At 36.6% G+C, this 20744-nt stretch carries 17 protein-coding genes; 5 read left to right on the forward strand and 12 right to left on the reverse strand.

Features of this window, described 5'->3' with window-relative positions:
• Nucleotides 1-128: 128 nt before the first annotated feature.
• The 7 genes from A3EE_RS0103030 to A3EE_RS0103060 form a co-directional block, all read right to left on the reverse strand.
• A complete protein-coding gene (locus A3EE_RS0103030) occupies nt 129-4295 on the reverse strand; it encodes a DUF7619 domain-containing protein (protein WP_018341954.1) in 4167 nt (1388 codons plus the stop codon).
• A gap of 22 nt (nt 4296-4317) precedes the next feature.
• Nucleotides 4318-4524, reverse strand: a complete 207-nt coding sequence (locus A3EE_RS22050) for a hypothetical protein (protein WP_018341955.1) — start codon at nt 4522-4524, stop codon at nt 4318-4320.
• Nucleotides 4525-4544: 20 nt separating this feature from the next.
• Nucleotides 4545-5090, reverse strand: coding sequence for a hypothetical protein (locus tag A3EE_RS0103040; protein WP_018341956.1), 546 nt, complete (start codon nt 5088-5090; stop codon nt 4545-4547).
• Between the two features lie 29 nt (nt 5091-5119).
• Nucleotides 5120-5605: an energy transducer TonB gene (locus tag A3EE_RS19950; protein ID WP_018341957.1), complete on the reverse strand. Its 486-nt coding sequence runs from the start codon at nt 5603-5605 to the stop codon at nt 5120-5122.
• 192 nt (nt 5606-5797) lie between these two features.
• On the reverse strand, nt 5798-6835 hold the full coding sequence (locus A3EE_RS0103050) for a hypothetical protein (RefSeq protein WP_018341958.1): 1038 nt from the start codon (nt 6833-6835) through the stop codon (nt 5798-5800).
• A gap of 231 nt (nt 6836-7066) precedes the next feature.
• On the reverse strand, nt 7067-7312 hold the full coding sequence (locus tag A3EE_RS0103055; protein WP_018341959.1) for a hypothetical protein: 246 nt from the start codon (nt 7310-7312) through the stop codon (nt 7067-7069).
• A 56-nt stretch (nt 7313-7368) separates the two neighbouring features.
• Nucleotides 7369-7848, reverse strand: coding sequence for a hypothetical protein (locus tag A3EE_RS0103060; protein WP_018341960.1), 480 nt, complete (start codon nt 7846-7848; stop codon nt 7369-7371).
• Between the two features lie 864 nt (nt 7849-8712).
• On the opposite strand from A3EE_RS0103060, the gene A3EE_RS0103065 reads away from it, so the two are divergent.
• Nucleotides 8713-10011, forward strand: a complete 1299-nt coding sequence (locus tag A3EE_RS0103065; RefSeq protein WP_018341961.1) for a DASH family cryptochrome — start codon at nt 8713-8715, stop codon at nt 10009-10011.
• Between the two features lie 183 nt (nt 10012-10194).
• On the opposite strand, the gene A3EE_RS0103070 is transcribed toward A3EE_RS0103065, so the two are convergent.
• The 5 genes from A3EE_RS0103070 to A3EE_RS0103090 form a co-directional block, all read right to left on the reverse strand.
• Complete coding sequence (locus tag A3EE_RS0103070; RefSeq protein ID WP_018341962.1) at nt 10195-10809, reverse strand: YdeI/OmpD-associated family protein; 615 nt, start codon at nt 10807-10809, stop codon at nt 10195-10197.
• 1274 nt (nt 10810-12083) lie between these two features.
• Entirely contained in the window at nt 12084-12773 is a 690-nt protein-coding gene (locus A3EE_RS0103075) for a hypothetical protein (protein WP_018341963.1), read from the reverse strand.
• Nucleotides 12774-12828: 55 nt separating this feature from the next.
• Entirely contained in the window at nt 12829-13623 is a 795-nt protein-coding gene (locus A3EE_RS0103080) for a DUF2971 domain-containing protein (RefSeq protein ID WP_018341964.1), read from the reverse strand.
• Nucleotides 13624-13747: 124 nt separating this feature from the next.
• The gene (locus A3EE_RS0103085; protein ID WP_018341965.1) at nt 13748-16126 is read right to left on the reverse strand and encodes a ribonucleoside-diphosphate reductase subunit alpha; all 2379 of its coding nucleotides are present in this window, start codon (nt 16124-16126) and stop codon (nt 13748-13750) included.
• Between the two features lie 60 nt (nt 16127-16186).
• Complete coding sequence (locus tag A3EE_RS0103090) at nt 16187-17161, reverse strand: ribonucleoside-diphosphate reductase small subunit (protein WP_018341966.1); 975 nt, start codon at nt 17159-17161, stop codon at nt 16187-16189.
• 512 nt (nt 17162-17673) lie between these two features.
• Here A3EE_RS0103090 and rplU point away from each other — a divergent pair.
• From rplU to A3EE_RS0103115, 4 genes are all read left to right on the forward strand, one after another.
• Nucleotides 17674-17982, forward strand: a complete 309-nt coding sequence (gene rplU / locus A3EE_RS0103095) for a 50S ribosomal protein L21 (protein WP_018341967.1) — start codon at nt 17674-17676, stop codon at nt 17980-17982.
• A gap of 25 nt (nt 17983-18007) precedes the next feature.
• Nucleotides 18008-18277: a 50S ribosomal protein L27 gene (rpmA, locus tag A3EE_RS0103100; RefSeq protein ID WP_018341968.1), complete on the forward strand. Its 270-nt coding sequence runs from the start codon at nt 18008-18010 to the stop codon at nt 18275-18277.
• Between the two features lie 317 nt (nt 18278-18594).
• Nucleotides 18595-18996 carry a hypothetical protein gene (locus tag A3EE_RS0103110; protein WP_018341970.1) on the forward strand — a complete coding sequence of 134 codons (402 nt, stop codon included), beginning with the start codon at nt 18595-18597 and terminating at the stop codon, nt 18994-18996.
• 100 nt (nt 18997-19096) lie between these two features.
• The gene (locus tag A3EE_RS0103115; RefSeq protein ID WP_018341971.1) at nt 19097-20719 is read left to right on the forward strand and encodes a right-handed parallel beta-helix repeat-containing protein; all 1623 of its coding nucleotides are present in this window, start codon (nt 19097-19099) and stop codon (nt 20717-20719) included.
• Nucleotides 20720-20744 lie beyond the last annotated feature (25 nt).

Below are 20744 nucleotides of genomic sequence, written 5' to 3' on the forward strand. Positions count from 1 at the left end.
GGGCTTTTATCAGTCTTTGACTGCTGCAATATGTATTATTTAAAAGGCAGTCAAAGACTGCCAAATAGCCGGCGCCAGTCTCGCTACGCTAAAGACTGGCGCCAGAAAGATCTCTCTGAATAAAAAATTTACTCAACAATTATTTTTCCTTGCAAACTATTTTCTGATTCATCCAGAATGGTATAAAAATAAATACCCGGTGTAAGAGTGTTTATTTTTATGCTGAAATCATTGCCCGATAATTTTTCAGTTAAAACTATTGATCCGGTAATGCTGATAAATTGAATGCTTTTTAAATTTAAACTCGTACTTTTTATATGAAGCTGATCTTTTGCAGGGTTTGGATAAACCAAAATATTTTTAGCCACAGGATTTTTGTTTGCTGTGACCAATCCTGTACGTACAGCTACTGCACTGCCTTTTGAAAGATCCTGAAGATAATCATTCTTAATTGTCAAAATAGTTTCATTGGTAAGGATCGGATTATTGTAGTCAAAGAAGATGTATGCTTTATTTGAAAGGATTGTTCCTTCTGAAACATCTTCTTTAGGATAAATCGAATAAGATATAAATCCTTGGCTCTTTATAAGATTTGATGTCGAATCGGTTAATACGATTGGATCAAAAGAGAATTTGAGTACAGGGGTTCCTCTGCCGGATAGAGTATACGTATAGGCATGACTGGAAGATTCGACCAATAACGTTTCAATATTCAAATCGTTATCCAATGTGTCAATAACAACTACTTTGAAAGCGGTGTCTGTACCAACGTTTTGGAATTGTATCATATAAGTAAGCTTATCTTTTTTGTTGATATAATGTTCGGTTCCATAACCCGACGGTGTTACAGATTTATGATTTGGATCAAAACTTCCGATAATAGGCAAACATGAATATGCAGTATAGAACGAACGGTCGTCCAATGGTAAATTTGTAAGTGGAGTGCGAACAGGATTTGCAATTGTAGTTGCATTGCAGCTCTGTGTTGTTAGACTTGGGTTGCTAGGGAAAGGGAAGTCTGGATGTTGCTCTGCATCTACTCTGATCGACTTTCCGTTTGCAGGATACGAAACAGATAACGCCGCGTTTGATTCTAATAAAAACGTAGACGAATAAATAATTGTATCGTTCACAAACACGTTAAAATTTCTTGGTGCATTCATATCACCCGTTCCAATATTCTGTATAAAAAATACAGATGAATCGGAGCGGCATATTTGTGAAATTTTTATTTCTGAGCGATCCCATATTGGCGGTACAACACAATTTCGAACAGGAGATATTTCAGCTTTAACACATTGTGTCAATCCAATAACAGACTCGCTTAAGCACAATACAGAATCGGCTATCGTAATATATCCTTCTTGTCCGGCATTTAGTAAACCAATGTTATACGTTAATACATTCGCAGACATGCTTTGCCATGCAGGAGTACTTTGTTTGATCTTTATCTGATCGGGATATGTTATTTTAATAATTACATTCGACTCACTTGCTGTGCCATAATTGGCATATTTAATTTTAGTAATACCATTGTAACATCTTCTTCTTACTGTGTTCTGAATATCAATGTACAAGAGTGGACACGTTTGCGGATTTAATTTATCTGAAAAATCAATATTCGAAATAGTTTTTTCTGAACCTGTAAGTGGTACATTATAGCTGTCTGTACATGTGTTTAAATAGAGCTGTTGTTGAATGGGATTCAGTATTTGCTTAACCGTATACTGATACGTACCGGTATCTACTTTCAACACATATGAACCGCTGGCATCCGTGATGCTGTAATTATACCCCGGTTGAGCAACGATGTTCATATTATTGATACCCGATTCTGATTGTCCTTTGTCACACGATGCATCTGCATCTTTGAAAACAGTTCCGGTGATTGTGTTGAAGTTTGGTTTTTCAATTTGAATAGATACGATACGAACATCACTATTTATAGCACCATATAAATATGCAACGCCTCTTTTTTTATCATATACCACACCATCGTACCATCCTGCAGCAACAATTGCAAGTCCATTGTTTCCGTAAGATGCGTCAATCTGGCCTAAGGCATTTGTTTTAGCAACAGCGAATGTATTGCCATATGGAGAAGTATTTCCAAATAAAAATATGTTGTCGTTTTCATCTAATATAAGATCATAAACAGCAAAATTAATGGTTGGTAATGTTATAAATCCACTTGACCCAAATTCAGGAATGGCTTCACCCGTTGTGTGACTAAGTTTAAATAATAGTGCTTGAGGGCCAGGATTAAGGCCGCTTCCATACCAACCACTAACCACAATGTTACCATTAGAATCAAAATCCATAGCCGAACAAGTCGGATACGTTGGATAGAGATTTGGTAAAGAACGAATCACAAAACCATTGATACCAAAAAGCGGATCAATAATCTGATTAGAAATTTTGGTAACAAAAAAATCTGTTGTGGATGCTTTTCCTGAAATGTAGATTATGCCGGCATTGTCTATAATTGCTTTATTTCCATAAATAGAAGTACTTGTTGAAATGACCAATGAGCCTTGATTGCCATAAGACAAATCTATGTTTCCGCTACGAGTAATTTTAGTTATAAGTATTGAAGTACTGTTTATGGAATTTGAGAATACCAATAACGATGAATCCTGATCGAAGAGTAATTCAAATACATTGGTAAAAGTTACATCGGATTGATACGTAAGGATTCCGTTGACACCGAAGCTTGTAATTAGATTGCCATGTTTATCTGTTTTCGTAACCGCATTTCTGTTTAATGACTGATCTGTTGAATTAAATGAACCACCTGCAGAATAAATGTTTCCATTTTTTTCCATTAAAATTCTATTTAGACTAAACGTTTCAGGAGTGTATATTTTTTTACCATTATCTCCGAATGCTGGTCTGAGATTTCCTTCGGTAGACATAGAAGTTAATACAGGATAGCTATTCGTTAAATAACCCAATACAAATAGGTTCCCTTGCTGATCGAGTATTCCATGCGAAGCGTTATCCGATGAATTGATGTTATTGAATGCAGTTGAAAAGGAATTTGTAATAGTTCCCGAAGAATTTATTGATACAGTTTTAGCAAGCATTTTTCCGGCACCCTGATCTATAAATCCTCCGGAAGAAAGCGTTCCGTTTTTATTGATAAATAAATAATCTGTGCTGTTTAAACCTTCATAGATAAAGTTCATAATTCCATCTGAGTTGAACGAAGCATCATAACCTGTACCTGCAGCATTGATCTTAATAATTAAAGATTCGTAATAAGTACTGCTTGTTCGGCCATTTCCTGAAAGATAGATGTTGTTGCTTGCATCTATTTTCATATCATTCAGTGTGGTGCTGCTATAAGACGGAATGGAAATATTGAAAACGCCATTTGTGCCATAAGTAAGATCCGGAAGGCCTGAAGGAAGATAGCGGTATAGTGTATTTATTGTTATTCCATTGACAGTTGAAGTAGCATTGTCGTGATGTACAAGTACTCTTTCCTGATTATCTAAAACCATGTGTTTTGATGTCCATAAGTCAGGTAGCGTTACAACTCCATTTGTACCGAATGTAGTTACCAAAGCCCCGGAGGGATCCAGCTTCATAAGTGAGGCATAATTTGCATATTGTACAGATAGGTAGATATACCCTTCTGAGTTAAGCTGGATGTTAGAAATTACATTATTAACATATAGCTGATTAAATGGTGGAGAAGCTATTCCATTAGCGCCAAATGAAGTATCAAATGCACCATTTTTATCAAACTTAATGACATTAGTAGTAGTAGATACATAAAAATAAGTATCATCTTTTATGAAATCAGAAGCATAGTTTCCGTTTAAAATTAATTTACCTTTCGTTCCAAAGGATAAATCAATTTTTCCAAATCGATTGTATTTTGAAATAGTAAAAAAAGTATTATTGGTACTATTCGTAATCAAATAAATATTTTCTTCCGAATCAATTTGCATAAGAAGGACATATTGAAAATTTTCATCTTTCAGTCCAGTGATAATTTCTAAGCGTCCTTTATTGCCAAATAACAAATCGGGTTTGCCATCGGGTGCTATTTTTTCAACAGCGAGTATTCTGCTATCGTAGACACCAGCAATGTAGGTGTTTTCTAAAATGTCTTTTTTAATTATAAACGGATATAAATTTCCGGCATGTACTGTATCAAGTAAATTGATATCGACATAACCAGCATTGCCAAAATCTTTTTGTAATGCACCTACCTGAGCATGAATTGAATTTGAAAATGAAATAAAGAAGAATGCAATAAGATAAAAGTTGAAAGAACGTAACATGCGTAGAACGTTTAGCTAATAGTTAAATATGTATAAAGATAAAGAAAATAGGCCAGTAAAGTTTATATTCCTGTTTGAAACCCCTTGCATATAAAAGACATGAAACTTGTGACCATCCGGATCTGAAAAAAACAAAACCATAATATCCTGCTCTGAATGCTTCCGGTTTTGAAATAATTTGACCGCATGCGCTTTCAACTTTTTTCGCCCAGATCTTTTTCGCATTCATAATGGCATATAATAGAATGTCTATTTTAAATTTCTTTTAAATTCTTCTTCTTCTCTTTTGTTTGCTTCATAGATATGCGGATTCTTTTCTTTCATGAAGCGTTCAAAATCTTGTTTCTCTGTCTTCAAATAATCTCTGCAAGTGTCTGCATCTGATCTTGAACAAATGATCAGGTTGGGATCCCATCGTTTTCTTTGTTCATGATGTTTTAATGAATGTACTATTTTTGGAACCTCGTGATCAAATTCGAAAATTGCAAAATGACTGTGACCTTTCCATAGCATTGTATGGAATTTTGTACGATAATTTAAACAACCCCTTAGTGTTGCTTTCGTGATAACAGGTACACTTTCAAAATCATCCAGAAACATACAATCAAAATCCATTGGAAGCTGTGTATCATCAAAGGTATGCGTGATCACAACACCAATAAAATTATTTAAATTTAATTCCTCAATATGTGTTAATCCTTTTTGAGAAAGGAATTCATTTTGAACAGTATTCAAGGACATAAAAGAATCTACGTCGTCCTGTGCTTCTGCTCGTATGTAGTTAATGTGTGTCATATACTCTGCCTGAACGGTGATTCGTATGATTACTGCATATCGAATTTAATCCGTTTTGTACACTGCACCCGAACAGGTTTATCATGCATTTTGCCCGGAGTCCATTTGGGAGATTTAGATACAACATCTATCGCAGCCTGATCGCATGATGGCGAAATGCCTCTGCCAGGAATAACATGTATAGATGAAAGGGAACCATCTTTCTCTACAATAAACTGTATGAATACAGTTCCCATAATACCTTTGCTTTTCGCGTCTTCAGGATAAATTAAATTTTTTCGGACAAATGCATAAAAGGCTGAATCACCACCTCCCGGAAATACAGGCATTACCTCACTATAATATACTACACGTAGACTGTCGGGAGTATTGTCTGTACCTCCCATTTCCTCAAGTGTGCCCAATTGGTCTGGTTTTTTTGCAGACGCATCTTGTCCGTCAACCGTTTTCTCTGTTTGTGCTTGCGATTGAAATAAGATTCCAATTGCAACTATAAGGAGTAGGTAAAAACGCATACTATTTTTTGTGATGGTTGAATAAAGATCGTATTTATTTTAGATCAATCATTTCTTTTTGTCTGAACTATGATTCATGTGATTAGTATGATAAACATGAAATTGAATATCATAAATGATTCTTATAATAATTTGCTGCATATTATCATAGCAATCAGTTACATCAGGTGAAATCAGTGGTTCAGACGATTCTTACCTTAACACAAACCCAGCATACACTTGTGCGGTGGGAAATAGTTGCGGATAGACGGATGATAAAAAGCTATTTTGGCCCTGAAAACTATCGGCACTACCAAAGCGGAATTGAGGACCTGCCCAGCCACCTAAGATCACTCTTCTGGCAATCAGGAACTGAATTCCAAGCATTCCTTTTACACCGTATCCGGTAGCATGATCGGGGTATACTGACGCATACGGATTGGAAGGATTTACACGATCTTTGTTATAAAATATAAATGGAGAAATACCCACAAACAATCCGTCATACGCATGGTTTTTGAATAAAGCCATATAACGGATCAATTGAGGTTGAAACAGAACAAAGGTAGAACTGGTTTGATAGCTATAGCTGTCGGCTCCATAGGTCCAGGATCCGGCTTCCATGTATAGACCCAACGATGTCTTGCGCTGAATGAGAAATTCATAAGACGCGCCTATTCGTGGGTACTGCGTGAAAGGCACTCCCAGATTTATTTTAAAACAATGTTTAGGTCTGTTTGCTGGTATGTCATAATAAATGTTCCGGATAAGCATCTGCAATGTTTTATGACGTACAGAAGAATAAATTTTCAGTGGTTTGTAATCCGACTCGCTGGAAGAAGCCTTCGTGAAGTTGTATATATATGTTTGGTATGTGGAAGAAGAGTAGGAGTATCCGGTATTGCCAAATCCGCCATTGCTGTAACCATAGGTGGGACTTGATGTCGTCATCCTTCTTGATACTTGTTCTTTACGCAGTGCATAACCATTATTTAAACTATCCATACTCAAGGCTTCCAGGCTGTCTTCCGAAATGAATACATAGTTGTACGGATAATACCTTTTGAAGATCTTCTTCGCTTTTTCATAATTATAGGGAAGTTTATCATTTTCTGAGACCGGGAAATACAGCGTGCGTTTAGCTAGATCTGCAGGTATACAGCTATCCTTTGCAAACCGCCATAATTTTTGAGCAAAAGAAGAAGTAGAACAACAAAGAAGAAACGAAAGAATCAGAATTCGAATGTACATTGAAGTAGGAGTAAAATATGTAGTGCAAAGATAAAGAAAAGTGTGAGCTGGGGAAATCGCCAATCTTAGGTAAAAATATAAATTTTTATTTTTATTTCCTTTTGTCTGAACAGCTCATGAAGCTGATTTATATGATGAACATGAAATAGAATATCTGAAGTGACTCTTATACTAATTTACTGCATGTTGTCATCTCAATCATTTACATCAGGCAGAATCAGCGGTTCAGATTTATTTTTTCAAATAGATTCCCCAAACGCAATTAGAAAATTCGCCTGCCGCAAATGTAACTGCTGTTTGTTCATTCGTTATTTCATAAACCGTAAAGATAAAATCCTGTCCGTATAACGGATCTTTGATTTGTATTGTCTCTCCTGTATTCTTCCAGTTGCTGTCCCAGATATTCAGACCGCCGACTTCAAACCGTTCGCCGTCTGTGATTGTGCGAGCGTGTTGCCAGTTGTTGTTATCGGTCATATTATATAGGTGTGCCAGGAGGATAAGAACATAGATTAAAATGAATAGACGTATGACTACTCAATTAAATTGTGTAAACGGATAGGCGGGTAGTCCGACCTTGTTGCATTGTTATATTGACTAATAACTTCAATCGCTTTAATAGATTCAATTTTAGGCGCAGCGTTAATAGAAAGAATCTCATGTTCTTCTAATGTGTTGAACGTATTTTCTATGAAACTAAAATACGGATGATCTGTTCTGCTGTCGATGGAATAATGATGGAAGTCGATCTGTATCGGATTGCTGTTGATTTGATACTTATATCCATATCGGGTGATTTTATCTTCCGCACCGCATTTGTCAAGATGTGAAGGGCTAAGATAATCCATGGTGTATTCAATGAAATCATACGCTTCACTTATTGCAATAATGAGTTTGGAATTGCATTTATGAACGTTGCCATTTTCTGTATAAAGCAAAAGTCTCAAATGGATAACTCTGCCATCGTCTTTTGTTTTAAAGTGGTAGCTTAAGCAATAATAAGATTTTAACATCGGTTTAGATATTGATGTTTTGGGGTATCGCTGAGACCTTGGGAAGTTCAGCGTATTGGAGTTAATTATTTATACCTGCAATATTCGATTTTTTTAGTATAAATACTATAGTAACGGGTCCTGTTTTTTTTGATTTGTTCTCTTAAAGGTGTTCAAAGTGGGTTTTCTCATGCTTGTTGGAGTTTTCAAAGCAGCGGATATCGTTTCTTTGCGCCCCCAATACGGACGAATAGCGGGACGGTGAAAAGGCCTTTTCTCACGGTATTGCTGAAAACAGATCTAACTTGGTATCGGTGTGGTCGGATGTGATAAATCACGGCAAACGAAAGACTTTTTATTGATCAGAAAACACATTACCTAACAATATACACGCATGGAGCTCCGTCCAGGAGAAACGTTTGTTTGTTATTTCTTGGCGTTACATTCCTTTTGTCTGAACCACTGATTAAGCTGATTGGACTGATAAGAAATGATAATTGAAGATCTGAAATGTTTATGATAATAATTTACGGCTTGTTATCATATTAATCATTTACATCAGGTGAATCAGCGGTTCAGACAATTTTCGATTGATCTTGGGAACTCCAACAAGGGTGGAGAATGCCTCCCTGTTTTGCAAAACATAATTTTATGTCCTGTACGATAAACAAACAGCCATATCAATTGTTTATAAAATAGTGTGAAGAAAGAACAGAATGAAAGCAGAAGCAAAAGCACATTACACATTACCTGATGTATTGGCTTTGGAAAAGAGATAAAAAGTCAATCGTATTTTCGAAGAAACCTAACTTTAGGCGCAAAACCTTTTGAAGAACTTAAAGATATTCCATTGGATTATAAAATCTAATTTCTCTCGTTGTATATATGTCAAAAAAAATATCCATTGTATGGTTTAAAACAGATCTCCGTTTAACGGATAACGAAACGCTCTTGCGTGCTATAGCCGAAAGCGATGAGATCATTCCTGTCTATTGTTTTGATCCGGATCATTTTAATAAAACGGAATTTGGATTTCAAAAGACTGGAAATTTCAGAGCACAGTTTCTGTTGGAGTCTGTAATAGCACTTGATCAGGCGCTGCGTAAAAAAGGATCGGGACTGCTGGTCTTAAGAGGAAGGCCGGAAAAAGAACTGCTCAATGTAATTAAAGAATACAACGTCAAAAAAGTTTATGCAAAAAAAGAAGTTGCTTATGAAGAGATCCAAAAGGAAACAGATGTTGAACGGGAAATATGGAAACTGAATTGTATCTATACAAAATGCAGTACAAGTACATTGTATCATGCGGAAGATCTTCCGTTTTCTATAAAAGACATTCCGGATACATTTACAATTTTTAAAAAGAAAACAGAAAAAGAAACACCGATACGAAAAGCATTTGATGCTCCGGAAAAAATTGTATCTCCTAACATACCTAAGGCGAAATTCCCTTCCATGAAAGAATTAGGTCTTCAACAGATCACGATCGATAGTAGGAGAGCTATGGCATTTAAAGGAGGAGAGGAGGAAGCATGCAAGCGTCTGCATACTTATTTTTACGAAACAAGAGCTATTGATACGTATAAACAAACACGAAACGGATTGATTGGTGCAGACTATTCTACAAAATTTTCACCCTGGCTTGCTCTTGGTTGTATTTCGCCGCGCTCTGTTTATAAAGAATTGAAGGAATATGAAAATGCATATTCTGCTAATGAATCCACCAGTTGGCTTGTGTTTGAATTATTCTGGAGAGATTATTTCAGATTTATGATGAAAAAATATCACAACCGGTTTTTTATGCAGACAGGGATTAAAAATAATTCCAACTACATCAATAAACACAATCCGGATTTATTTTATGCCTGGATTAACGGGACTTGCGGCGTAGATCTTGTAGATGCCAATATGATTGAATTAAAACGAACCGGTTTTATGAGCAATCGCGGTCGACAAATTGTTGCAAGCTATTTATGCAACGATCTGAAATTGGATTGGCGCTATGGTGCTGCCTATTTTGAACAGCAGCTGATCGATTATGATGTATGCAGCAATTGGGGGAACTGGGCATATCTCGCGGGCGTTGGCAATGATCCCAGACCAGACCGTTATTTCAATATAGAAAAGCAAGCGAAGGAGTATGATTCCAAAAGTGCCTATAGAAATTTATGGCTGCATGAGTAAATGTTCTTTACCGGAAGCGGATTGATGGGCGAAGTCCCAATGTCTGAACCACCGATTAAGCTGATTGATAGGATGAGAATGATCTTGAATATCTGAAATGATTCTTATAATAATTTACTGCTTGTTATCATATCAATCATTTACATCAGGTGGAATCAGCGGTTCAGACAATTGCCTGGTTGGTTATTTTTTTGATTGCCAGAATCTATCTTTTCCTTCTGCGATCCATTCCAACGATTGTTCAATTCTTTTTTGTCTGGTTGCATCTGTTTTTGCTTCGGCAAGCCAAACGATATAGCTTTTGCGAAACGATGGCGATTTGCTTTCAAATATCGCAAGTGCCTTTTTGTCTTTTTTTAGCGCGTCAGTAAATTCTTTAGGAGCAACAGCTTCTACGGTAGATTTCTCTTTAACCGGTTTTGGTTTTGCAGTTCCGCTTGCATTTAATTCCATTGCTTCTTTAATATAAGCAACCAGAATTTTCTTAGCAGGCAATTCAGATACATCCTTGATCTTGTCCATAAAGCCAAATTTCTTTCCTGCAAGCACACTTTCCTGAATGGCTTTATCTTTCATTAGTTCGGCTTTATATAAATTAAAGGAACAATGCTGTTTGAAGCCCGCCATCATAACTAAATGGTCGCCTTTGTATGAATAATGAGGTATTCCCCATTTTATATTTTCTTCCACATCCGGACAGGTACTATGTATAATTTCTCTCAAATGTGTAAGGATAGGTTTCGCAAAGTCAGCCATTTTTGCGATGTACTCATCTACTTCTGTATTGTGATTTACCATATCAATAAGAATAATTTATGTTACAATTTATAACGTTAAATTTTTTGAATGTTTAAGTTAAGAAAAATTGTGATTTTTTAGCATCATACTACACAGATTATCTACTGCGGCAGAGGCTGAAAAATCACAACCAAGGCGAGATGAGACGTGGTTATGGTTGTGCGGTAGATATGCATGCCAGATGTTATTCTAAACGATAACTGCCCACCAGAAAGTCATTACCCCAGCGGGGTAACATATCTGTAGAAACTACATCACCTGACAATATATACGCACGGAGCTCCGTCCAGGAGCGACGTGTTTTATTTGTTGAATGAGATGATCAATTACATTCTCTTTTGTCTGAACTATGATTCATGTGATTAATATGATGAACATGAAGTTGAATATCTGAAATGACTCTTATAATAATTTACTGCATGTTATCATATCAATCATTTTAATCATAAGAATCATAGTTCAGACAAATTCCGATAACTGCCAACCAGAAAGTAATTACCCCAGCGGGGTAACATATCTGTAGAAGATACATCACCTGATAATGTTTACGCACGGAGCTCCGTCCAGGAGCGACGTGTTTTATTTGTTGAATGAGATGATCAATTACATTCTCTTTTGTCTGAACTATGATTCATGTGATTAATATGATGAACATGAAGTTGAATATCTGAAATGACTCTTATAATAATTTACTGCATGTTATCATATCAATCATTTTAATCATAAGAATCATAGTTCAGACAAATTCCGATAACTGCCCACCAGAAAGTCATTACCCCAGCGGGGTAACATATCTGTAGAAACTACATCACCTGACAACATACACGCACGGAGCTCCGCCCAGGAGCGACGTTTTTGCAATACTTCATTACATTCTCTTTTGTCTGAACCACTGATTAAGTTGATTCATTTGATAAAAAATGATGTGGAAGATCTGAAATGCTTATTATAATAATTCACTCTATCAGATTAATCATTTGAATCAGGTGAATCAGCGGTTCAGACAATTGACTGCTTGTTGGCCGCTGGCGCAACAAGCCCTGTGCCGCTTTTGGGCGGGAGGGTTGAGTCGCGACATTCAATGCTTGTCGGAGACCCAAGACGATTATTATTTGTATACTATTTGTATTTTAGTTTGTCTTGGGAACTCCGACAAGGGCGGAAAAGTAGTCAAACATAACTCCATGAAATCTTCTGAAGACATTGTTTATGAACCAATGTTAGGGCAATGTGGATGTAAATAATTTGTAATGTGACTGCCAACATAAGTAAATCTAATTTTTTGAACTGCTAATCAATACAATTGTCCATAATATAAATTGAATTATAAAATCTATAGTATAATTTATCCAAGGTTTATTGAAAATAATAGGAATGAAATTTAATATCCAAGCGAAAAAAATTGAAAACCCAAATAATATTCCACATACTAATATTGCAGACACTAATAGTATACCAAATTTGTGCTTAGATTTCTGAAAGATTAAAAATGGAACAGCAGCAAATCCCATAATTAAGAAAAGATTGCTAGATATATAATGCCATGTATAACTTTTAGCTATTATCGGAGTCGCAATAATTTCTTCCTTTTTAATTTTTACTTCTGGTTTGGTTTTAATTTCTATAGAAGTATTTTTTTCTGTATTCATAAATGAAAATTTTTCAGGAAATGAATCACACATGGATGATAAGTAATCCAATTTGGTTCGATGACTCAATGTATAATCTCTTTCTTTCAAAAGGTGATCCTTTTGATTGTCTGTTAAGGTAGAATCAGATAGAAGAAAAGTTATTTTCTCAAGATGTTCTAGTTTTGTTGAGGTTCTATAGGAATTTATGAAGTCAAAAGTGTCATTTGCAATCCAAAGAGAAAAGCATATAAGAATAAAAGTGAACATCTTTGTCGTCCATTTAACAGCCTTGTCAGTAAAAATTTTTGTTACGTGGGAAATAGCATCAAACATATTTAACTTAGTTAAAATAAATTTAATAATGGTGTTTTATATTATTATAATAAAATTAATAGTTGGTTATAAGTTTTCTTTCTAGTTTAAATTGTCTCGGATTAAGTTCTGTTTCATAAATAGGTATATCTGGGAAATTAGTTTTACAAATGTCTAAAATTTCCACTTTATATTCGGGCTTCATGCAAAATCCCAAAATTATTTCAGCAACATCTTTACTATTATATTTAATAATTTGATTGACGAAATGGAGTTTTATGAACCGATATTCTTTTTCATGTTCCCATGAAATACTCTTATAGCTAAATTGCCTAGCAAAATTGTCAAAATTATTTAAGTCGACGCGTGGTATTAAGACTGGGTATTCGTTTTGATAACTTACTTCAGACAATGTGCTACATTTTTCATATATATTGTCGGTCTTTAATCCAATACAATAACCTTTGTGACTATCTCCATAATATCCCCACATTGGTATACTATCCCAAATAGCCGATAAACAATATATTCCTAAAGTTTTCCTTAGCTCTTCTATTTGAAGTTTGGCTTGTAATTCTAAGCCTTCAGGAGTATAAAAGTCAGGGTGATTTCTCAATTGTTTTCTTAGTTCATCTGTAGTTAGATCATCGGTTTTCAAAAGATTAATACAATATTGTTCAAACTCATCTATAGAAAGAGCTGCATAATCAAGCTTAATATTTATATCAAATGGGTCATTAAATTCTTTAGCAGAAACAAAATAAAGTTCTTTGTCTGTTAGTAAAGATTTATGATGAACATCGTACCAATTTCTATATTTATATAAAATTTGTGGAGTGTTTTTTATCGGGCCTACTTTTGGAATATTCATTCAATGATGGAAATGATTTTAAAATCTAAAACATTAAAGAAATTTATGTTAATCCTCAAAAACAAACCCCGGCTCTTTCAAGCCAGGGTTCATATTAATTAGTTCATACGTTGTTCCTAAGAGACTATCCGCTGCAGCTCTCGCAGCCTTCCGGATTGTCTAATGAACAAGCCATGTCTGCCGCTTTCTTCTCTGCTTCTGCAATAGAAGCAGCGTCTGGCGTACCATGTACTTCCGCTTGTTTCTCTACTGTGAACTGGATCGCGTTTGCAGCAGATTTCGTTCTTAAGTAGTACATACCTGTTTTCAAACCTTTGTTCCAAGCATAGAAGTGCATAGAAGTAAGTTTACCGAAGTTTACATCTGTCATGAAGATGTTTAAGCTTTGGCTTTGGCAGATATACGCGCCACGGTCAGCAGACATTTCAATCAGGGTTTTACCTTTGATCTCCCATGCTGTTTTGTATAGGTCTTTTAAGTTCTGAGGAATGTCGTTGATGTTTTGTACAGATCCGTTCATTTCGATCAATCTGTTTTTCATCTTGTCATTCCACAAGTTTAACTTAATTAAGTCTTTTAATAAGTGTTTGTTTACAACCACAAATTCACCTGATAACACACGGCGTGTGTAGATGTTTGAAGTATATGGTTCGAAACATTCGTTGTTACCAAGAATCTGAGAAGTAGAAGCAGTAGGCATTGGCGCAACTAAAAGAGAGTTACGTACACCGTGTTTCTTCACTTCGCGTTTCAACGCTTCCCAGTCATAACGACCGGAAGAAGGCGTAACACCCCACATATCAAACTGGAAGATTCCTTTAGATACCGGAGAACCTTTAAACGTTTCGTATGGTCCAAGTTTCGCAGCAAGATCTTTAGATGCAGTCATTGCAGCGTAATAGATCGTCTCGTGAATATCAATGTTCAACTGACGTGCTTCTTCCGATTCAAACGGCATACGCATCATAATGAATGCATCCGCTAAACCTTGTACACCCAAGCCAATCGGACGGTGACGTTTGTTTGATTTTTCTGCTTCCGGAACCGGATAGTAGTTTACATCAATGATCTTGTTCAGGTTTAATGTTGCTACATACGTAACATCATATAACTTCTGGTGATCAAACTTACCGTTGATCACATATTTAGGCAAGGCAATAGAAGCAAGGTTACAAACCGCTACTTCGTCCGGTGCTGTATATTCTAAAATCTCTGTACACAAGTTTGAAGACTTGATTGTACCTAAATTTTTCTGATTTGATTTACGGTTTGCTGCATCTTTGAACAACATGTACGGAGTACCTGTTTCAACTTGTGCTTCTAAGATCGCGAACCAAAGTTCCTGCGCTTTGATTGTTTTACGTGCACGACCTTCTTTTTCGTATTTCTCATACAAAGCGTCGAAGTCTTTGCCGTAAACTTCTGCAAGACCCGGTGCTTCTTTCGGGCAGAACAATGACCAGTCGCCATTATCTTCTACACGTCTCATGAATAGATCTGAGATCCACATTGCATAGAACAAATCACGCGCACGCATTTCTTCTTTACCGTGGTTCTTTCTCAAGTCAAGGAATTCAAATACATCTGCATGCCAAGGTTCAAGGTAGATAGCAAACGCACCTTTACGTTTTCCGCCGCCTTGATCTACATAACGTGCTGTATCGTTGAATACACGCAACATTGGGATGATACCGTTAGAAGTGCCGTTGGTACCTTTAATGTAAGAACCTGTTGCACGGATATTGTGAATGCTAAGACCAATACCGCCCGCAGACTGAGAGATCTTTGCACATTGTTTTAATGTTTCGTAGATACCGTCAATAGAATCATCCTGAGTTGTTAGTAGGAAACAAGAAGACAATTGAGGTTTCGGAGTACCTGCGTTGAATAAGGTAGGAGTAGCGTGTGTGAACCAACGTTCAGACATTAAGTTGTATGTCTCGATCGCTGCATCCAGGTCGCCTGCGTGGATACCGCAAGATACGCGCATCAGCATGTGCTGCGGACGCTCAACGATCTTACCGTCTACTTTTAATAAGTATGATTTTTCAAGTGTTTTGAAACCGAAATAATCGTATCCGTAATCACGATCGTAAATGATCGCTGAATCCAGGATCGATGCATTCTTACGAATAAATTCATATACCTCGTTTGAGATCATAGACGCGTTCTCACCCGTCTTAGCATCTACGTAGGTATACAAACGCTTCATCGTGTTTGCAAACGACTTACTTGTTTTCTTATGTAGGTTTGAAACCGCAATACGGGCAGCAAGTGTAGCGTAATCCGGGTGCTTGGTTGTCATCGAAGCAGCAGTCTCTGCAGCTAAGTGATCCAATACTTCCGTAGTCACACCATCATATAACCCATCAATCACACGTTTCGCAACGGATGTAGGGTCCACGTAGTTCATGTCCAAACCGTAGCAAAGGCGCTCGATACGGGATGTGATTTTGTCAAATTTTACAGACTCTCGTCTGCCGTCTCGTTTAAGTACTAACATAAGCAAAAAGCAAAAGGGTATTAAATGTTATCCTATAATTAAATATAATGAATTTCGATATTAAAAGTCTTCATCAAGACTAAATTTTTGAGAATCTTTTTCAGACATGACACCTGCCTTTTGGTATTCAGATACTCTTTTTTCGAAGAAGTTCGTTTTTCCTTCTAAAGAGATCATCTCCATAAAGTCAAATGGGTTGGTTGCATTGAAGTGTTTCGGAACACCTAAAGCAACAAGCAAGCGGTCTGCAACAAATTCAATGTATTGCTGCATCAAGCGTGCGTTCATACCAATAAGATCTACCGGCAATGAATCCGTAACGAATTCTTTTTCGATCTCAACGGCTTCCAGAATGATCTGAAGTACACGTTCAACCGGAAGCTTATTGTTGATATACTTTGTATATAACAAACAAGCGAAATCGCAGTGCAATCCTTCGTCTCTTGAGATCAACTCGTTTGAGAAGCTCAAGCCTGGCATCAAACCGCGTTTTTTCAACCAGAATACCGAACAGAATGAACCGGAGAAGAAAATACCTTCTACGGCTGCAAATGCAATGATATTTTCAATGAAAGAACCGTTGTCGATGAAGCGAAGCGCCCAATCGGCCTTTTTCTTCACGCAAGGAACCGTATCGATCGCATTGAACAGACGGTCTTTTTCTTTCGGATCTTTAATATATGTATCGATCAACAACGAATAGGTCTCAGAATGGATGTTTTCCATCATGATCTGGAATCCGTAAAAGCACTTAGCCTCAGGGATTTGTACCTTTTCAAGGAAGTTAACCGCTAAATTTTCGTTCACAATCCCATCACTTGCAGCAAAGAATGCCAACACGTGCGAGATAAAGTGGCGCTCACCATCGTTCAGGTTGGCCCAGTCGATCAGATCCTGAGAAAGGTCAATTTCCTCAGCGGTCCAGAAGCTGGCTTCTTCCTGCTTATACATCGCCCAGATGTCGTCATGCTTAATAGGGAACAGAACGAATCTGTTCTTATTTTCTTTTAATAATGGCTCTTCCAGTAGACTCATATATGGTGCACGTTTAATGCTGTACCAAACAGTACAACAAATAGTAAGCAAATAAAGTTTTTAAACAGCCTTTATAACGCTGTATATGATTATGGTAACTTGTATTTGGATCAGAACTTACAAAGGTATAGAGAAGCAGGAACACCGCGTGTTTACTCGCATTCAATTACATGTTGTAAGGCAAACAGATCAAAAAAGAATTACTTGACTAAGCTCAATCAGCACTTTACAAAAATGATAAAAACGGAAGTCAAAACCAAAGTGCATTCTAATACTGTTTTCCACATTTAAGCCTGTAATAAAAAACCTAAAATTCAATATTGACTGTTAGACAGCAGTATACAAAATAGTGAATAAATGGCAGGCCTTTTCCAGCTTATTTGGGAGGTTTTTAAGACTTCGAAACTTTTCCACAGAACGCAACATTGAATTTATTCGGGGGAATGGTTGGTTCTTTGGTCGGGAAGTGTTACATTTGCAGTCCTATTTATTAAAAGTAAACCAATAAGATCATGTACGCAATTGTAGAAATTGGAGGCAAGCAGTACAAAGTAGTTAAAGATCACTTTATCTATGTTTACAGACTTGAAGGAGCTGAAGGCTCTGCTGTAACGTTTGATAACGTTCTTTTACTCGCCGACAATAGCCAGTATCAGGTAGGTGCACCAAACGTAGCAGGTGCTAAAGTATCTGGAAAAATCCTTGAACATTTGAAAGACGATAAAGTTACGGCTTTCAAAAAGAAACGTAGAAAAGGTTTCAGAAAGACTGTAGGTTTCCGTCAGTCATTAACAAAAGTTTTGATCACATCGCTTAATTAATTTTAAGCTTAATATTTAAAATACCATGGCACATAAGAAAGGGGTCGGTAGTTCAAGAAACGGTCGTGAATCACATAGCAAACGTCTAGGTGTAAAATTGTATGGTGGACAAGCAGCTATCGCTGGTAACATCATTATAAGACAACGCGGCACGCAGCATCATCCAGGTGAAAATGTAGGTATCGGTAAAGATCATACATTATTCGCTTTAACAGATGGTATTGTAACGTTCAAAAAAGGTCGTCAGGATCGTTCATTCGTTTCTGTTCTTCCTAAAAAAGAAGCTACTGCTTAAGTAAGAATTCTTACTAAAACGTATAAGTAAAAGAACTCCTGTCCACAATTTGTGGATTGGAGTTCTTTTCGTTACAAGATTATGGGATTGCAGGATGAACAGGATTATGACACGATTATAGGATTGCAGGAAGGACAGGATTACGGCACGATGATAAGATTACAGGAAGACAGGATTCTTCGGAGCAGGATGTTAGCAGTATCTTATGAAGAGAAACGCTCCCTTCTCCTTTAAGGAGAAGGGTTGGGGATGAGGTAGTAGAAAGATTCTTGAGTGTTGCATCCGCCTCATTTCAAATTACGTTAAGAAATATATAGATGAAAAAGATACTTGATAACAATTGGTTTGCTATAATACTGATTGCAGTGCAAGTGATATGTCTGATTATTGGGATTCGCGTGGCCGTTAATGATGGCTGCCATACGTGGATTGCTTTTTTAGTTTTTACACTTACCGGGTTATTTTTATTGAGTACGATTTTAACGGTATGTGCTCTTGTTGTAAAAAGTACTAGACTGTGGCTTTACATAACACTCACGGTAATTTGGCTTTTACCAACTGCCCCAATGCTTACGGAGATTTTTGTTGACGAATATGTGTTTAGCGAACTGGACGAGTTAGAAACAGAAATGATGATAAAGGAGTATGAACAATTAGAAATGGATGCGGACTCTATTTATTATCTGGATTCAATTCGTAATGCAAACGATTCGCTATAAAAAATGTGTGTGTCTGAATCCTGAAAATCTTTTAATTCGGTAAATCCTGATTCAGACAATTAATGAATCCTATGCCAATCCAATTACGTTTAACAGAAATATGAAAAATGTATTGCTGTTCTCAGTCTTATCGTTTATCCTGACAACATCCGTACAGGCTTCCATTTTCTATGTAGACCCGAACAACGGAGGTTCAAACGGTAATACAGGTTTAATTAATGCTCCCTGGGCAACAATTCAACAGGCTGCATCTAATGCACAAGCAGGAGATACGGTATATGTAAGCACGGGTACTTATGCCGAGAAAGTAACATTTACTAATTCAGGAATTATTGACGCACCTATTACATTTATTGGTGTCGGTTCTGTGATCGTGGAAGAACCTGCAAATACAACCGTATGGTCTGGCACTTTTAACATCAATACCAAAAGCTATATCTGTATTCAGAATTTCACTGTTCAGAATTCGTATTGGTTCGGTATTTACGTAGAAGCAAGCGATCACATTTATCTGGAAAATAATTCAACGTATAATACCGGCGCATCCGGCATCAGTGTATGGCATTCTTCTTATGTATACGCTGCACATAATGTTGTTCGGAAGGCCTGCTATCAAAGCCTTTCAACAGGTTCGCAGGAATGCATTACGTTTTCAGGTGTTTCTAATTTTGAAATTCATCACAACGAAGTATCTGAAAGTGGAGGGTCTACTAACGGAGGTGAAGGGATCGATACAAAAGAAAACTGTTCATACGGGAAGGTATATAATAATCTTGTACATGATCTGATTCGCTTAGGGATCTATGCAGACAGCTGGGATAAGACCTTGCAGCATATTGATATTTATAACAACCGTGTATATAAGTGTAGTGATGGTATTGCGATCTCTTCTGAAAATGGAGGCACATCAACGGATGTACATGTTTATAATAATCTCACATACAGCAATGATGGATTTGGAATTATTGTTTCGCATTTTGGTACGGATGGTCCGAAGAAAAATATTTTGATCATGAACAATACGATTTACAATAATGGCTTTACTGATGCTTTGCCGTATTGGGGTGGCGGAATTATTATTTATTCAAGTAATGTCGAAAATATTTCAATTTTTAACAACATCGTTTCACAGAATGATGCGATGCAGATTTCTGATGGATCTGGTGTCGCCAGTGTATCTATTAATAAAAATCTTATTTATGGATATAGAGGACGGAGCGGAACAAATGAAGTGAAGGGTACAAATGTGATTGAAGCAGATCCATTATTTTTGGATGAAAATGGAGCAGATAATATCAGTGGCAATGCAGACGATAATTTGAATGTAACCTTATCCAGTCCTGTGATCAATCAAGGTACAAACACAACTGCCCCCGCATTTGATTTTGACAATTATGCAAGACCCGCTGAAGGTACCGTAGATATAGGTGCGTATGAATCGAATAGTATTCCCTTAGCAATTAGACACACTACTTCTAATTCACTCGACATTCAGTTGATTCAAGTATATCCAAATCCAAGCAGCAATGGAGAGTTTTATGTAAAATTCAATAGACAGGTTGAACGCTTAGAAATTATAGATGTAACAGGAACAATCATTCAAATTTTTACTGTACAAACCGATGCACTATCCAAGGTATGTGTACCACATTCAGGCATATATATAATACGTGTTTATTCCGGCGATATGTTTCAAGTATATAAAATCATCCATTCCAATTAAATCCATTTAGTTGAATTGGCTTTTA

This window comes from Cytophaga aurantiaca DSM 3654 (assembly GCF_000379725.1).
Lineage (GTDB): Bacteria > Bacteroidota > Bacteroidia > Cytophagales > Cytophagaceae > Cytophaga > Cytophaga aurantiaca.

Bases quoted from the DNA above. Each gene is read 5' to 3' on its own strand.
- A3EE_RS0103030 (WP_018341954.1), bottom strand. From the start codon at position 4,295: ATGTTACGTTCTTTCAACTTTTATCTTATTGCATTCTTCTTTATTTCA.
- A3EE_RS0103110 (WP_018341970.1), top strand. From the start codon at position 18,595: ATGAAAAAGATACTTGATAACAATTGGTTTGCTATAATACTGATTGCA.
- A3EE_RS0103090 (WP_018341966.1), bottom strand. From the start codon at position 17,161: ATGAGTCTACTGGAAGAGCCATTATTAAAAGAAAATAAGAACAGATTC.
- rplU (WP_018341967.1), top strand. From the start codon at position 17,674: ATGTACGCAATTGTAGAAATTGGAGGCAAGCAGTACAAAGTAGTTAAA.
- rpmA (WP_018341968.1), top strand. From the start codon at position 18,008: ATGGCACATAAGAAAGGGGTCGGTAGTTCAAGAAACGGTCGTGAATCA.
- A3EE_RS0103115 (WP_018341971.1), top strand. From the start codon at position 19,097: ATGAAAAATGTATTGCTGTTCTCAGTCTTATCGTTTATCCTGACAACA.
- A3EE_RS22050 (WP_018341955.1), bottom strand. From the start codon at position 4,524: ATGAATGCGAAAAAGATCTGGGCGAAAAAAGTTGAAAGCGCATGCGGT.
- A3EE_RS0103085 (WP_018341965.1), bottom strand. From the start codon at position 16,126: ATGTTAGTACTTAAACGAGACGGCAGACGAGAGTCTGTAAAATTTGAC.
- A3EE_RS0103075 (WP_018341963.1), bottom strand. From the start codon at position 12,773: ATGTTTGATGCTATTTCCCACGTAACAAAAATTTTTACTGACAAGGCT.
- A3EE_RS0103055 (WP_018341959.1), bottom strand. From the start codon at position 7,312: ATGACCGATAACAACAACTGGCAACACGCTCGCACAATCACAGACGGC.
- A3EE_RS0103065 (WP_018341961.1), top strand. From the start codon at position 8,713: ATGTCAAAAAAAATATCCATTGTATGGTTTAAAACAGATCTCCGTTTA.
- A3EE_RS0103050 (WP_018341958.1), bottom strand. From the start codon at position 6,835: ATGTACATTCGAATTCTGATTCTTTCGTTTCTTCTTTGTTGTTCTACT.
- A3EE_RS0103060 (WP_018341960.1), bottom strand. From the start codon at position 7,848: ATGTTAAAATCTTATTATTGCTTAAGCTACCACTTTAAAACAAAAGAC.
- A3EE_RS0103040 (WP_018341956.1), bottom strand. From the start codon at position 5,090: ATGACACACATTAACTACATACGAGCAGAAGCACAGGACGACGTAGAT.
- A3EE_RS0103070 (WP_018341962.1), bottom strand. From the start codon at position 10,809: ATGGTAAATCACAATACAGAAGTAGATGAGTACATCGCAAAAATGGCT.
- A3EE_RS19950 (WP_018341957.1), bottom strand. From the start codon at position 5,605: ATGCGTTTTTACCTACTCCTTATAGTTGCAATTGGAATCTTATTTCAA.
- A3EE_RS0103080 (WP_018341964.1), bottom strand. From the start codon at position 13,623: ATGAATATTCCAAAAGTAGGCCCGATAAAAAACACTCCACAAATTTTA.